Source organism: Acinetobacter sp. YQ_14 (assembly GCF_043102985.1).
Taxonomy (GTDB): domain Bacteria; phylum Pseudomonadota; class Gammaproteobacteria; order Pseudomonadales; family Moraxellaceae; genus Acinetobacter; species Acinetobacter venetianus.
In genome coordinates, this window is the sequence record NZ_JBICJJ010000009.1 from 128682 (window position 1) to 144106 (window position 15425).

Below are 15425 nucleotides of genomic sequence, written 5' to 3' on the forward strand. Positions count from 1 at the left end.
ATGCTCATCGCAATGATGAGTGATATGACAACAATGAATAGACATCGTTTTAAGCCACCTAAACAAAATACACTTTTTCAATTGCTTGCCAAATTTTTGAGTTGTCGTTTGATTTTGCAGTTTCGCCGACTGTTGATGCGTTGTATTCCATTTATGCGTTTAGAAAGTCAGGTCAAAGATATTGTCTATTTATCTTGGCTGGTAGATGTGGAGCAGGTACGTCAGCATTATCCTTCTGATGTACCACTTTGGGAGAAGCAAGGTAAAACAATTTTTACGATTTTAACCTATCAACATCAACATTTCGGTTTTCGCTTTTTAGGTGGGTTACGTCAATGGATGCCGTCGCCACAGCAAAGTAATTGGCGATTTTATCTAGATCATACTTATCCGAAGACTGTGATTTTTGAGCAAGTGCTTTTAGATCAGTATCTCTATGTGATTGGTGGACGCTTAGCCAGTGATGTGATGCCTGCACAATATGCACCTGTATTTCAGCATCAGTTTAATCCACAGCAGCAAAGTATTCAGACAGATGTTTTTGTTGATACAGACTATTCATTTAACAGTGATGTAAAAATGATACAGGAAAAAACACTCACACCAACATGGCAACAGATGTTTGATTCATGGGATGAGGCGGTACAGTTTTTGGTGGATCAAGATCACGCTTGGGCAGAATGGGTTGATCGACCTGAATGTATTTCACAGGGAGATATTGAGATGCCTGTTCAGTATGAAGATATACGAGCTGCTCAAATCTTGTCTCTTCACGCGCCAGCATTATTAAAGAAATTTGGCGTGGAAAGTGATACAAATGCTTTTGCATTCGTTGTCCCTGCTTTAGATTTTCATGTACTTGGTGAGCGGTTCTTAAAAAACCGAACTAAATTGTGGATAACTTTATGTTTATACACAGTATTGAGTTGTCTAAAAAATATGTTATTTTAGAGCAAAGGAGATGGTATTCCTCCTGTCACAAACCGCTCCATTCTGCAAGATGAGAGCTAATGATGCCTACGTTACCCTGAACAGGGGCGTAGGTTTGTGCGTGCTCTGTTCTTTATTTTGGAGTTCGCAGATGATCAGTCTTCAGAAAAATAAACCCATGTTGAATGTTTATTTATCTCCAAATCAGTGTTTGGAGTGAGTCATGTATTATCCTTTAATTTCGATTGCATTAGGTTCAATGTTTGGTGCTTGGTTGCGCTGGTTTATTGGACTCAAGCTCAATCCAATTTTTCCTAATATTCCACTGGGAACAGTCGCCGTAAATTTTGTTGGTGGTTTTATCATTGGATTTGCAATTTCATATTTTTCTCAAAGCTCACTCAGCCCGAATTACAAACTTTTTGTGATCACAGGCTTTTGTGGTGCGCTTACAACATTTTCAACCTTTTCAGCTGAGATCGTGACCTTATTACAAAGTGGTAAATTAGGTTATGCATGTGCCGCAATTGCGATTCATGTTTTAGGCTCATTGTTATTTACGATTTTAGGAATGAGCTTACATCAGTGGCTAAGCGCGGCCTAGTTGGGGAATAGTCAAAATGAATGGATTTTTAATTACTTTTTATACTGCCCAAAATCGAACTTATCAGGGGCAGCCAATGAATGAGTGGTTGTTTAGTGTCGCGAAGCAAATGAATCTAAGAGGTGCAACGATGTTAAGTGCTGTCGAAGGTTTAGACCATCACGGTCAATTGCATTCTGGACATTTCTTTGAACTTGCGGATCGCCCAGTACAAGTTCAGTTTGCTGTGACAGAGGATCAAGCAAAGGAATTGTTAGATTATTTGAATAGCAAAGAAATCTCTTTGTTTTATGTCAAAGCACCCATTGAGTTTGGTTTCGTTGGACAATCTGAAAACTAGATTTGAATTTTAGGCATAAAAAAAGAAGTCTAAGCGGAGGAGATTGCCTTAGACTTCGAATAATTACAGCCTAATCGGTGAAACTTAAAATAAGATTAACCCTTGCGGTTAAAACGTCCAAAGCGTTTATTAAAGCTTGCAACACGACCTTCATTGCTTGCCTGACGTTGCTCGCCTGTATAAAACGGGTGTGATGCACTTGAAATATCCAGCGTAACGTATGGATAAACTTTACCTTGATATTCTTTCGTTTGCTTGGTTTGAAGCGTACTCCCAATTAAGAAATAAGCATCCGCATTGGTGTCATGAAATAGAACTTGTTGGTATGTAGGGTGGATATTTTTACGCATTTTCAAATACTCCTAATTTATATGGAAATGTTATAACATAACAATATATGAAGTCAATTCATGAAACTTCAAGCTGTATTATTTACACATTTAAATAATACAGCTTCTTTTAAATTCGCCGATGAAAAGTAGGATGGGTTTAATAATTCGGTACCAGTTCTTCAAAAAGATCATTCAAATTGTCATGCACCTTCAGATGAATGAGATTCCAGTAATGTCCTGAAATCGTTCGATTGACCATCAGCGTATCAGGTGATGGTTTAAAGACATCCCAATATTTTAATGATTTCTTCACCAGTCTCATGCCATCGTGATGAGATGAATTTTCAGCAAAATCGTAATGTGTACTTAATGGACGCAGTAGGATTTCGATCCACTGGACATAAAGCTCGCTTGGAAATTTTTGCTTTTCAGCGATCGAATGTAGCTCAACCAGTAGATTTTCAACCTGATTAATATCTTCTTGACGAGCTGCATTCACCAATGCTTTAAAATGCTGAATGATTTCAGGTGAAAGGGTTTTTACACTGCCGTAGTCATAAATGATGATACTGCCATCTTCTCGGAATGCAAAATTCCCTGGATGGGGGTCACAGTGAAAACGTTTTAAGAAAAACATTTCTTGACCCAAAGCACGAATTAAACGTCGACCAATTTGATTGCGTGTTTCGACTGACCATGTACTCGCCGTTTCAATAGATTCGCCTTGCTCTAAGCTGAGTGTAAGAACGCGACGAGAAGAATATTCTTTATAGACCGTCGGTATAATGACTTGGTCATCGAGTTTTTCATGAAATGTTTTAAAGACTTCGAGGTTTTGTGCCTCAATTTCATAATTAAGTTCAGCAGATAAACTATCTTGAATTTCTTTAAAAAGTTGGTCTTGTAATTTTTTATCAATTTTTAAAACACCCATGAGACGAAGTGCAAGACGGACTTGTTTTAAATCACTTTCACATGCATCGTCGACCCCTGGATATTGCACTTTGACCACAACTGATTGACCATTCGGTAGCACTGCACGATGTACTTGTCCAATCGATGCAGCAGCAAAAGGCTCTGCTTCAAAAGAGCTAAATACTTCATTTAATGGTTTACCTAGCTCTTTTTCAACTTGCTGTTTAATTGCAGCGAAAGGCATTGCTGGTGCTTGGCGTTGTAGTTTGGCAATTGCTTTAGCGACTTCAGGTGGGAAAATATCTTTGTACTGTGAGGCGATTTGACCGACTTTCATTACCGCGCCTTTCATTTCACCTAAGGTATCAGCAATTTGTAATCCGATATCTTGAAAGAGTTGGCTTCGTGCTGCATTTTTTTGTTCTTCGTCTGCATTGAGATTGCGAATGGAGTTGGCGACGCTTTTGGTCGCAATACTTGCGGTCATACCAGCGAGTTTTAGAAAACGTTTACTGGGTGAACTTGCATGCTTCGCCATTTCGCTTGACCTCATACGATCCAGTTTTAAATTGATACTTTGATCATAGGCGACAAAACTTAAATTGCCTATAACAAAATGTTAAGTGATGTAATTTAAAAATCTCCCCTAAATTATATTTAAAAGAGGGGAGTGCTTGAGCATCTAAGGTGATTTTAGGTTGTTGAGTACATTTTATTTTTATTCTTCTTGATATTTAAATTCTCTTGAGAGCTGTGGTGAGACTCACAGCTTCACTAGAAAAAATATCTAAAGGAGGTTGGCTAAGCGTTTATTGTTTAAATACAATCGCCCAATAAGTAATACACATGCGATGGTTAAACCAATAATCAATCCTAACCAAACACCTGCGACACCCCAAACGGTATAGCGTGCTAAATACAGCCCGATTGGAAAGGCGATCACCCAATACGCCATCAACGTAATCCACATCGGTGCTTGTGTATCTTGCATACCACGCAAGCACCCTGCGGCACTGACTTGCCAAGCATCCATGAGTTGATATGCCATGGCAAACCAAAGTAAATACATAGCAACAGGAATCACTTGAAGGTCATCTGTGTAAATTGCCACGATGTATGGGCGTGCAACCGCGATCAATGTCATCGTACAGGCTGCAAAGAATGTTGCGCTCAATAACCCTACTTTTTGAACTTGTCGCATGGCAAGCCAGTTCTTTTCACCATAATACATTCCCACACGAATGGTGAGTGCAATAGCTAGAGACAATGGAATCATGAACAATTGAGAAGTCACGGAAATGGCAATTTGATGTGCAGCAATTGCATTTTCGCCTAATGGGCTGAGGACCAATGCGCCTGTACTGAAAATACTAACTTCGAAGAAAACTGCGAGTCCAATTGGAAAACCAAGCTTGAGTATTCTTTTGACCCAATACGGATCAATTTTTTCCCATTGAGTGAAAATAGGTGCTTGTTTATATGCTTTTGCTTTAGAGATGTAGATCGCCAAAGTGATGAACATTAACCATTGTAGAATTGCTGTAGCAAAACCGCATCCAGCACTCCCCAATGCAGGAATTGGCCCAAATCCATACATAAAGATAAAGTTCAGCGGGATGAGGACAAGTAACGCGATTAGGCTAATTGCCGTAACAGGACGTGGATGGCCTAAGGCCTCGGAGTAACTGCGTAATGCTGCATACATCATTACCGCGGGCATACCAAAGCCAATCGCATGCAAGAATAAGCTCGCTTTAGGTAATAAGGCTTCTGGTACGCCGAAAAGTGGCAGTAGCATTGGCATTGCTTGCAAGATCAGCATTGCCAAAATACCGAGGATGAAAGCGACCCACAAAGATTGGCGAGCAATCGTTGGAATTTTTTCAGGTGTCTTGGCACCACGCGCTTCCGCAACGAGCGGCGTAGCAGCAATCATAATTCCTGCAAACAACAACATAACAGGAATCCATAAGCCGACACCAACAGCAATCGCTGCAAGGTCAGCAGCGGAAAGATGCCCTGCCATAATGGTATCAATCAGGCCTAAACCAGCTTGAGCAAATTGAGTAATTAGAATAGGAAGCATCAAATGGAATAATTGCTTCAATTCATAGCGCGTCGTGGAAGTGTGAGACACAAAAAATACTCTTATAAAAATAAAGGAGAGTTAGGGGCTACAGCCCTAACGCTGTAAGGTGAGTAACACACCGATAAAAATGATAATACCGCCAAGCAAACGTTGCCAATTTATAGGCGTTTTGTCCGTACCTATCCAGCCAAAATGATCAAGTAACATTGAAATCACCAGTTGCCCAAAAATGACTAAACCAGAAAAAGTCAAAAAACCGAGCTTAGGTGCAGTATAAATGCTCATACTAATGGCATAAACCCCAAGACAACCGCCAATCCATAAATACCACGGAATATTTGAAAGTTCACTTAAATTTGGTTTAGATACATCCTGAAAATAGACTAAAAAAGCCAAAATAACTGTGCCAACAAGAAATGAAAGAAATGCGGCCTGAAGCGGAGAATGTAAATATTCTCGGAATTGAGCATTGATTGCTGTTTGAAATGCCATTGCAATTCCAACACCTAATGCAAGGGGGAGAATAAATAGCAATTGGCTAGAGATTTTCATCATATTATCAATCTAATTGTTCTTTGTAATCACAGTCTAACTGAATCGTGAAGTGATGATAATAAGCTGATTGAGAGAGTCATGTTAAAATAGAAAAGTTCTGTTATTGAGCTTTTACTTTGAGTCATTTAAATCCAGCAAATATTCCACTTTCTCTGTATATCCATATGCCTTGGTGTGTGCGTAAATGTCCTTATTGTGATTTCAATTCGCATGCTGTTCCTGATGGGCAGTTATCTATGGATTTGGAGCAACAATATCTTGCGGCTTTGGTGGCTGATTTTGAAACACAGATAGAAATGGCTCAAGGTCGTGCAATTCATAGTGTGTTTATTGGTGGTGGAACGCCGTCTTTAATCTCAGCACAAGGCTATCAGTGGTTATTCGATCAACTTAAAACTCGATTGGATTTTGAAGCCGATTGTGAGATTACACTGGAAGCCAATCCGGGAACAGTTGAGCATGATCCTTTTGCAGATTATCTTGCGACTGGAATTAATCGTTTATCGCTCGGTGTACAAAGTTTTGATGCTGATCACTTACAGCGCTTAGGGCGGATTCATTCAGCAGATAATGCTTTGGATGCAATTCAGCAGGCTCGTCAGGCAGGCTTCGAGCGTGTCAATGTCGATTTAATGCATGGTTTACCAGAGCAGACAGAAGAACAAGCGCTCACAGATCTAAAGTTAGCTGTAACGCATGGAGCGACGCATATTAGCTGGTATCAGTTAACCATTGAGCCAAATACTGTTTTCTTTAGAACTCAGCCTATATTGCCACAAGATGAAGTTTTAGAGCATATTCAGGAGAAAGGTGAGGCCTATCTTATTGCAAATGGCTACGTAAATTATGAAGTCTCTGCATGGCGAAAGGAAAAGCCATCTACACACAATCTAAATTATTGGCAGTTTGGAGACTATTTGGCGATTGGGGCTGGGGCACATGGTAAAGTGACGCGTCCTGATGGGATTTACCGCTTTCAGAAGACACGCTTGCCCAAAGATTACTTAGCAAAAGTTCCTGCTGATCATGTGCAAATGAAACGAATTGAAGCAGACGAATTACCCTTTGAGTTTATGATGAATGCACTACGCTTAAATGACGGTGTGCCAGCTGAACTTTATGAACAACGTACAGGCTTAGCGTTGAGTGATTTAGATGATGTTTTAACGCAATTACGCGACAAAAAATTATTGCTTGAAGACTCTGCTATCTTAGCTTGCACAGCTCAAGGGCATATATTCTTAAACTCAGTCTTAGAAGCATTTTTATAATGTAATGATATGAATGCTTTGAGCAAGGATGCTTAAAGCAATTTAAATTTATTTGTCATCATTTGGAAAAATAGTTTAGACAAAATAAAAAGCCTCATCATTTATGATGAGGCTTTTTAGAATATGGTGGGTCGTCCGCGACTCGAACGCGGGACCAACGGATTAAAAGTCCGCTGCTCTACCAACTGAGCTAACGACCCTGAACGAGGATAAGTAAAATATTTTTTACTTTGTCATAAAAGAAAATTTATGATTTTCTATGACGTTAAACCTCTTACAGGCATTTGTAAAATACATTTTACAAACTAACAAAATATTAAATGGTGGGTCGTCCGCGACTCGAACGCGGGACCAACGGATTAAAAGTCCGCTGCTCTACCAACTGAGCTAACGACCCATCTCGTTTTGATGTTGCGTATTCTAGCAACTTATTCAGCTAACACAAGAGGAAATTTAAAAACATGTGCATGATTGTTTATAAAAAGCACGATTTCCTCTTGTTTAGCTAAAAAATAAACTAGAAACGGTATTGATAACTTTGAATATTGTCAAAAATCTCAGTACTTACATCACAATAACTTGTTGCACCAGGTAATAAAACTAATAAACGTTCAGAAGTTTTGCTTGGATTAAACGCTTCTTCTTTGAGTTTATTCTTTTGGTATTTGAATGTACCTGTCGTTTCAACTTTTGCTTGTATGCGTAAGAAAATAGGAATTGCGTATGACGGTAAGCATTTTTTAAATACGTTCACCATCTCTGCTAGATCTGTTTCATTGAGCTCTACACCGTCAACAAGCGTGATTGCTGCCATACCAGCACGACCATTGGTATTTGGGATTTCTACACCGTATACGACAGCCTCAGCGATCTTGTCATATTCACAAACCATGTTTTCAACTTCGGTTGTAGAAACGTTTTCACCTTTCCAACGGAAAGTGTCGCCAAGACGATCTACAAATTGTGCATGGCGGAAACCGATATCACGAACCAAATCACCTGTATTGAAATATGAGTCACCTTTGGTGAATACATCTTTCAAAATCACAGATTTGTTTTTCTCAGGGTCTGTATAGCCATCAAAAGGAGAACGGCTAGTGATCTTACCGATAAGTAAACCAACTTCGCCTGTTTTTACTTTCTTGCAGTAACCTTTTTTGTCACGTACAAGTTCATTTTTCTCTTTATCAAATTCAACGATTGCATAAGGGGTTGGAGAAAAACCTACAGTATTATCAAAGTTGAAAATATTACTGAAGCCAACGTTACCTTCGCTTGATGCATAAAGTTCGAGGACTTCTTGAACACCAAAACGATCTTTGAATTTGCCCCAGATATTTGGACGCATACCGTTACCAATCATTTTGGTTACACGGTGAGCACGATCTAATTCTGTTTCTGGTGCATCAATTAAGTAACGGCAGAGTTCGCCTACATAACCAATCGCAGAAGCATTGAATTTTTGAACATCTTTCCAGAAGCCGCTAGTCGAATATTTACGACGTACCGCAAGTGTTGCGCTGCCTGCAATCACACCACACCAACACACAACAACACCTGTTGCATGATAAAGCGGTAGTGTTACATACATCACATCATCTTTACCTAGATTCAAGATATGGCCATAAGTTCCATATGCCAATGTCCAACGGCTGTGCGTAAAGATCACTGCTTTTGGTAAGCCTGTCGTACCAGAGGTGTAAATATAGAATAAGCCATCTTTACCCGTAACCGTACGCGTGGTTGATGGATTGAACTTTGGAAATTGATCAATTTGTTGAGCAAGGTTGATATAGCCTTGAGGGGCAGTACCCGCATTTTTACGGGTTTCTTGATCTGCAAACCAATGGAAACGATCCTGAGCAATATTTAAGTCTGCACGAGTTTCATCAATTGCTGCCCGAACTTCTTCACCCGCAATGACTGCAATTGGATTAACCAAGTTAATACTGTGAGCGAGTACTTTACCAACTTGTGATGTGTTGACTAATGCGATCGTGACGCCGATTTTGGCTAAAGCCACGATTGATGCAATTAGTTCAGGACGGTTCTCAACCATCACTGCAACAACATCACCTTTTTTAGCACCAATAGATAAATAGTAATGCGCAATTTGGTTTGCCCATTCATTTAACGCTTGATAGCTGTAGCTTTGATCTTCAAATAACAGTGCGATACCTTGTGGATTACGTTTTACAGCTTTTTCAAAGGCAATCCCCAAACCCGCTGGAGAAGTTGGTGTTCGCAAGTATGCTTGTTTAAGACCATTCAGGATATGAGGTACTTTAGTGATGAAGTTTGGAAGTCGAGTTGCGACATCACCAAGAGTAATAATATCGGTCTGCGTAGTTTGGCTCATATCAATCCTATTTATTTTTCGATCAATCCAAAAAATGGCTATCTGTATAGAACACAACCATTTAACATCATTGTTGTTGATGCTGTTTTTAATGGTAAGTCCCTAGAGCAATCAACCTAATTTGACAAAATAACAAAAAAGCCTAGTCATCGAAATGACTAGGCTTTTGCTTATTGTGTGCAATTTAGCAAATTACTCATTGCTAGCGGTGCTCTTTTTCGGTGGACGACCACGCGGGCGGCGAGGGCGGCTCGATTTTTCTTTCTCGATTTGAGCAGCTTCGTCTTCAGCATCCACCTTTTCAGTAACGGCTTCAGATTTCTCTTCAGCTTTTACTTTTTTGGGTGCTGCTTCCACAACCAAAGTTTCTTCAACGACAACGGCTTCTTTAGCCGTCTCTTCTTTCGTTGTTGCAACCTCAGTTTCTGGTGCTTTTTCAGCATCAGTTGTTGCTAACTCAAGAGGCTGTTGCTCTGGTGCTGCTGGCTCTGCAACTACTTCAGTTTCAGCTACTACTGGCGCAGGTGCTTCTTCCTTAGCCTCAGTGCTTTCGACTGTTGCAGGTGTAGCATTTGAAGCGATATGAGCTTCTTTGGCTTGTTCCGCAGCGAGTTTTGCCAAACGACGACGTTCGCGTGGATCATTCGCAACACGAGCAGCTGGCGCTTCAGGAGGTGTTAATGCAAGCACTGGTGCAGGTTCAACGTCCTCAGTCGGTTTTTGACTAGGAAGCTCAGCATCACGAGTTACAGGACGTTTTTCTTCAGCTACTGTTGTTTCAGCAACTAGCGTACTTGCATATTGTTCAGAGAACTTTTGTAAAGCACGGTTGAAGGTTGTAACAAGACCAAATTGCTCAATCAAAATTGTGCAATCTTCACCATAGACATGACGAATCAAGCTACCAAGTGTGTATTGACCCAGCGTAGGAATTTGCGACGGCGCAACTTTCGCAGCGGCTTTTTGCTCAGTTTGAGCGCCACGTTGACGGCGACGAGAGCGAGGATCGTTACTTGCACGTTTTGCAGGTGCTTGTGCTTCTTCAGGAGCAGGCGTTGTTTCAACGACAACTTGTTCTTCTTGAACAGGTGCAGTCTCAACGGTCTCGACTACGGCAGGAGCAACGGACTCAGCTTTTGGTGCAGCTTTTTCCACAGCTGGTTGTTGTGGGTTAATTGCCACAATTTCACTTTGACCTTGGTCAATATTCACGATCAAGGCAGTGTTCATTGACTCTGCACGTGGTGCATCAACAACATCAACTTTTACTTGTTGAGGATTGTTTGTTGATTCTGCTTGAGCAGGCGTCTCATTTAAGACACTTTGATCGCGATGACGGTGTGGACGATTTGGTCGTTGCTGATTATTGCGATCACGACGTGGCACTGGCGCAGTATCATTACCGTTTGCAGCTTCATGATGCTGTTGCTGGTTTTGCGGTTCGTGCTGCTGTTGGCGTTTTTGCTGACGTTTTAATTCACGTTGCTCTTGACGCTGTTCTTGGCGTGAAAGCTGAACAACTTCTTCATGAACTTGATTTTGTTGTTCATGTGCTTGTGAATGCTGTTCACGTTGCTCTTTGTGCTTACGTTTTTTCTGGTTTTGATTTGGACGATGCGGTTTTTCATCCTTTTCAAATTGCTCACGCGTTTCTTGTTTCGCTGGTGCTTGAGACATGTAAGCATTGTTGTTACCTATTTGAGCAGTAGTTTCTACTGTTGCAGGTGTGTTGACTTGACCAAATTGACCACGGCTTACTGCGCCGTTGTTGATCATTTGCTCAATCGCTGCTGCTGCATTTTGTGCAGAACGTGATTGGTCAGTCGTTTGAGCTTGTTTTTGAACAAACAAATTCTCTAACCATGCACAAGGGCTAGCTGATTTTTGAGCTGCCGCTTGGTTTTGTTTAGGCTGAGCTGTTTGCTGTTGTTGAGCAGCTTTCTTTTGTGGTGCTGCATTGTTTTGAGCAGATGCAGGGTGGTTATGCTCAGCATCTTCTAAATGCCATTCAGAAGATTCATATCCCAATTCTTTTTCGCTTGAACGAGTCGCTTCAGTACGTTCATAGCTAGATGGCGCAAAGCCTGCTGGGTTGTATTGAATTTCGTAGTGTGGCGTTTCTAAATGCGGATGAGGAAGTACCGTTACACGTACATTAGAAGTTTGTTCTAAGTAAACAAGGCTGTGACGCTTTTCATTCAATAAGAATGCAGCGATTTCAACAGGCACTTCAACTTGTACTTCACCTTGACGCTCACGTAGCGCGATTTCTTCTACTTTACGCATAATTGAAAGTGACAACGAACGTAAATCACGAACCATACCTGTACCATGGCAGCGTGGGCATACATAACCTGTTGCTTCTTCCAAAGATGGACGCAAACGTTGACGGCTCATTTCCATGAGACCAAAACGTGAAAGTTGACCAAACTGGATACGTGCACGATCACTTTGTGTTGCTTCACGAAGTTTCGCTTCAACCATACGCTGGTTACGATCTTTGGTCATATCGATGAAATCGATTACGACTAAACCGCCAATATCACGTAAACGAAGTTGACGTGCGATTTCTTCGGCTGCTTCTAAGTTGGTATTTAACGCAGTCTCTTCAACATCGTGTCCGCGTGTTGATTTCGCAGAGTTAATATCGATAGACACCAGTGCTTCTGTTTGGTCAATTACGATTGAACCACCAGAAGGAAGTTTTACTTCACGTTCATAAGCCGTTTGAATTTGACTTTCGATGCCAAAATGAGCAAATAAAGGCTCATTCAAGGTATAAGTTTTTAATTTGTCGAGCTGACGAGGCATCACTGCTTTTACAAAGTTATAAGCTTCGTTATAGGCTTGCTCGCTGTCAATTAAAATTTCTGTAACGTCATCACGTAAGTAATCACGAATAGCACGTGTCACTACACCTGCTTCTTGATGAACCAACATCGGAGAAGGGCCAGAACTTGCAGAACTTTGAATTTGAGCCCAAAGGTCTAACAAATGTTGTAAGTCGAGTTGTAACTCTTCTTGTGTACGACCGATACCAGCAGTACGAACGATCACACTCATGCCACGAGGAACATTGAGTGATGCTAAAATTTCTTTTAACTCTTCGCGTACTGAACCTGAAATTTGACGGCTGATACCGCCACCTTTCGGATTGTTTGGCATCAAAACGAGATAACGACCAGCAAGTGAAATGAACGTCGAAAGCGCAGCACCTTTGTTGCCACGTTCTTCTTTTTCAACTTGAACCAGTAGCTCAGTCCCTTCAGTGATCAATTCACGAATGTTTGATGTTTGACGAGGATCAGCTTTGAAATATGAGTTTGCGATTTCTCGCATTGATAAAAAGCCTTGACGCTGTGCGCCGTACTCAACGAAAACCGCTTCTAAAGATGGTTCAACGCGAGTGACATGGCCTTTATAGATATTTGATTTTTTTTGTTCACGAGTACGATTCTCTAAATCGAAATCGTAAAGACGATTACCAGTGATAAGTGCAACGCGAACTTCTTCGGCGTGAGTTGCATTAATCAACATACGTTTCATGGGTGTGACACCTAATAGTGATGCACACAAACAACGTGCTCATTACGTTTGAACAAACATCAAATTGGCGCGATCAAGACTCAGAAGCAACTTTATGTACGATGCTCTGAAACCACTGACTGTTAGTATCCAGTTTGGGCTTTGATACCGTTATTTCGATGTTAGCAATATTGCTTCAATCTTAGGGTAATTGATATTTCATCCATGTTTTGCATCTGTGAAATATCACTCAACCCGACATAACCAAAGTTTCCTGTACGCTTCACTGGCGGGTGAGCGGTGCATTGGATGGTGACTTTCACTGTCATTAAGCATTGAAGTCGATCCATCTGGAAGTCTCGATACGGAATGATCATCGTATCTCTGCCTGGCAGTTCCAATGCATCAACGCTTTAGCCTGAATGCGACATCAGGGAGCAAATTGTCTGATGTGGATCAGTTTACGTTTAATAACCAGCAAATTGCTGGCGACATATTTTTTCTGAACAAACTGTATGTGCAGATGCACAATTAAACGCAACAGTTTGCCATTTTGCCGATATAATAAGCCTTCGGCGTCGGCATAATTCTTTAGGACCTATCCGAGTTGTTGGTGAATATCTCTTCGATTTAAAATTTTATCTAAAATAAAATTTCCGATTTGATGCTCACTTACGGTGGTATCCGTGCGCTGAATATACCAAACCTTGCAGCATCTGCCTATGGGCTAAGTTTAGGTTTCTTGTGAAATAACTTAGCTAAATGATCATTTTTTAATCATATTTAGCAAATCTTGGATTAATCGAGCGTATGAATTCTACACAACAATGGCAAAGTGTCACTTGGTTTGACGTGGATGAGCATCAAGACGGGCAGCGAATAGATAACTTTTTATTTACCCGATTAAAAGGTGTTCCCAAAAGTCGAATCTATCGTTTGATTCGTGAAGGACAAGTACGTGTTAATAAAAAAAGAATAAAAGCAGAGACTCGTTTAAGTATTGGTGACCAAATTCGTGTCGCGCCAATTCGTTATGAACAAAAAGATGAAACAGCTGCACCTGTGAGTGATAGCGTGGCACAAAGCTTACTCAGTCGAGTCGTATATGAGGATGAAGGTCTATTAGTCGTGAACAAACCTTCAGGCATTGCTGTGCATGGTGGTAGTGGTGTGGCTTACGGTTTGATTGAAGCTTTACGCACTGCGACAGGGAAAAAGTATTTAGAATTGATCCATCGTATTGACCGTGATACTTCTGGTTTGGTGATGATCAGTAAAAAGCGTAGTACGCTGAAATTACTGCAAGATTTACTTCGTGAACATAAAATTAAGAAAACCTATGCTGCAATTGTTAAAGGTCAGGTCAGCTTAGATCAGCAGTTGATTGATGCACCTCTGTTGCGTTATGAGCTGGCCAATGGCGAACGTCGTGTGCGTGTCAGCAAAGAAGGTAAGCCAAGTAAAACGGAATGGAAAGTCATTGAACGTTATAAGGCAGCAACCTTAGTACATGCTTCACCATTATCAGGACGTACACATCAAATTCGTGTGCATGGTTTAAGTATTGGTCATCCACTGGTGGGTGACGATAAATATGGACATAACAGTGCCTATACAGGGGCAGAAGCAAGACGTTTATGCTTACATGCATTGCGTTTAGAAATCCCTAATTATCCTGTGATTGAAGCACCAATGCCTGATGATATGCAGCAAGTGGTCGATGAGTTGAGAAAGCAGAAATGAGTCAAAAAATCGAACTGGTGATTTTCGATTGGGATGGAACCTTATTCGATTCGGTTGGGCAAATTGTGGCAAGTCTGCAATATGCAGCACAACAATTTCAACAACCACTTACGGATGAAGCAGCTAAAAGTATTATTGGTCTAGGTTTACCTGAAGTAATGCAAACATTATTTCCGCAAGTACCACATTTGCAGCAAGAGATTTTGCAATGCTATGCCGATCATTATGTTGCCAATTCTAAAGGCGATGCTTGGTTTGCAGGTGTGGCTGAATTACTGACTGAGCTTAAGCAGCAGGGTTTAAAGCTTGCGGTTGCTACTGGGAAAAGTCGTAAAGGTTTAGATCGAGTGTTAAGTCAAACGGAGAGCCATGACATTTTTGACATTACTCGCGCTGCGAGTGAAACCAAGTCGAAACCTGATCCATTGATGTTACAGGAAATCTTAGCGGAATTAGATGTGGTTGTTGATCGTGCGATTATGGTGGGGGATACCAGTTATGACCTCGAAATGGCACAAAATCTAAATATGCCACGTATTGGCGTGAGCTATGGTGTGCATAGCATTGCAACCTTAGAGCAGTATCAACCCTTAACAATTGCAAATAATGTGTCTGAGTTACATCGTTATTTACAAACAAGCATACAAGCTACAGTGTTAACTGAGGCTTAGTAGATTATATATGAAGCTTGTTCCATCATTTTATAAGTCATTTATGATGGAACAAGCCTAAAAATAATAACGATGGAGAGGAACTTCCATT

At 40.8% G+C, this 15425-nt stretch carries 13 protein-coding genes, 2 tRNA genes and 1 riboswitch; of the genes, 6 read left to right on the forward strand and 9 right to left on the reverse strand.

Annotated features, from left to right (window positions below; genetic code table 11):
* Positions 1 to 33 precede the first annotated feature (33 nt).
* The 3 genes from ACF8D3_RS04635 to ACF8D3_RS04645 all read left to right on the forward strand — a co-directional run bounded on the left by ACF8D3_RS04635 (position 34) and on the right by ACF8D3_RS04645 (position 1874).
* The gene (locus ACF8D3_RS04635; protein WP_392470518.1) at positions 34 to 951 is read left to right on the forward strand and encodes a DUF2071 domain-containing protein; all 918 of its coding nucleotides are present in this window, start codon (positions 34 to 36) and stop codon (positions 949 to 951) included.
* Positions 949 to 1027, forward strand: a riboswitch (Fluoride riboswitch). (Overlaps the previous gene by 3 nt.)
* 126 nt (positions 1028 to 1153) lie before the next feature.
* Positions 1154 to 1534: a fluoride efflux transporter CrcB gene (gene crcB / locus ACF8D3_RS04640; RefSeq protein WP_007479149.1), complete on the forward strand. Its 381-nt coding sequence runs from the start codon at positions 1154 to 1156 to the stop codon at positions 1532 to 1534.
* Positions 1535 to 1550: 16 nt separating this feature from the next.
* Positions 1551 to 1874 carry a DUF190 domain-containing protein gene (locus tag ACF8D3_RS04645; RefSeq protein ID WP_061392218.1) on the forward strand — a complete coding sequence of 108 codons (324 nt, stop codon included), beginning with the start codon at positions 1551 to 1553 and terminating at the stop codon, positions 1872 to 1874.
* 95 nt (positions 1875 to 1969) lie between these two features.
* Here the strand turns inward: ACF8D3_RS04645 and ACF8D3_RS04650 are convergent, their stop codons facing one another.
* From ACF8D3_RS04650 to ACF8D3_RS04665, 4 genes are all read right to left on the reverse strand, one after another.
* Positions 1970 to 2224, reverse strand: coding sequence for a type B 50S ribosomal protein L31 (locus ACF8D3_RS04650; protein ID WP_004876612.1), 255 nt, complete (start codon positions 2222 to 2224; stop codon positions 1970 to 1972).
* A 139-nt stretch (positions 2225 to 2363) separates the two neighbouring features.
* The gene (locus ACF8D3_RS04655; protein ID WP_004876614.1) at positions 2364 to 3659 is read right to left on the reverse strand and encodes an AarF/ABC1/UbiB kinase family protein; all 1296 of its coding nucleotides are present in this window, start codon (positions 3657 to 3659) and stop codon (positions 2364 to 2366) included.
* Between the two features lie 249 nt (positions 3660 to 3908).
* Positions 3909 to 5258: an MATE family efflux transporter gene (locus ACF8D3_RS04660; RefSeq protein ID WP_004876616.1), complete on the reverse strand. Its 1350-nt coding sequence runs from the start codon at positions 5256 to 5258 to the stop codon at positions 3909 to 3911.
* A gap of 45 nt (positions 5259 to 5303) precedes the next feature.
* On the reverse strand, positions 5304 to 5765 hold the full coding sequence (locus tag ACF8D3_RS04665) for a DMT family transporter (RefSeq protein WP_026094232.1): 462 nt from the start codon (positions 5763 to 5765) through the stop codon (positions 5304 to 5306).
* A gap of 116 nt (positions 5766 to 5881) precedes the next feature.
* Between ACF8D3_RS04665 and hemW the strand changes: the two genes are divergently transcribed.
* The gene (gene hemW, locus ACF8D3_RS04670; protein WP_392470434.1) at positions 5882 to 7036 is read left to right on the forward strand and encodes a radical SAM family heme chaperone HemW; all 1155 of its coding nucleotides are present in this window, start codon (positions 5882 to 5884) and stop codon (positions 7034 to 7036) included.
* A gap of 124 nt (positions 7037 to 7160) precedes the next feature.
* Here hemW and ACF8D3_RS04675 read toward each other — a convergent pair.
* From ACF8D3_RS04675 to ACF8D3_RS04695, 5 genes are all read right to left on the reverse strand, one after another.
* Positions 7161 to 7236, reverse strand: a tRNA-Lys gene (locus tag ACF8D3_RS04675).
* Between the two features lie 121 nt (positions 7237 to 7357).
* Positions 7358 to 7433: transfer RNA gene (locus ACF8D3_RS04680), tRNA-Lys, on the reverse strand.
* Between the two features lie 120 nt (positions 7434 to 7553).
* Entirely contained in the window at positions 7554 to 9395 is a 1842-nt protein-coding gene (locus ACF8D3_RS04685; RefSeq protein WP_392470436.1) for a long-chain-acyl-CoA synthetase, read from the reverse strand.
* 192 nt (positions 9396 to 9587) lie between these two features.
* Entirely contained in the window at positions 9588 to 12941 is a 3354-nt protein-coding gene (locus ACF8D3_RS04690) for an Rne/Rng family ribonuclease (protein ID WP_392470438.1), read from the reverse strand.
* 161 nt (positions 12942 to 13102) lie between these two features.
* Positions 13103 to 13321, reverse strand: coding sequence for a hypothetical protein (locus tag ACF8D3_RS04695; RefSeq protein ID WP_227500146.1), 219 nt, complete (start codon positions 13319 to 13321; stop codon positions 13103 to 13105).
* Between the two features lie 409 nt (positions 13322 to 13730).
* Here ACF8D3_RS04695 and ACF8D3_RS04700 point away from each other — a divergent pair, with 409 nt between their 5' ends.
* Positions 13731 to 14663 carry an RluA family pseudouridine synthase gene (locus ACF8D3_RS04700; protein WP_392470440.1) on the forward strand — a complete coding sequence of 311 codons (933 nt, stop codon included), beginning with the start codon at positions 13731 to 13733 and terminating at the stop codon, positions 14661 to 14663.
* A complete protein-coding gene (locus tag ACF8D3_RS04705) occupies positions 14660 to 15334 on the forward strand; it encodes an HAD-IA family hydrolase (protein ID WP_392470442.1) in 675 nt (224 codons plus the stop codon). The genes ACF8D3_RS04700 and ACF8D3_RS04705 overlap by 4 nt, the downstream gene beginning before the upstream one ends.
* The last annotated feature ends 91 nt before the right edge of the window (positions 15335 to 15425 follow it).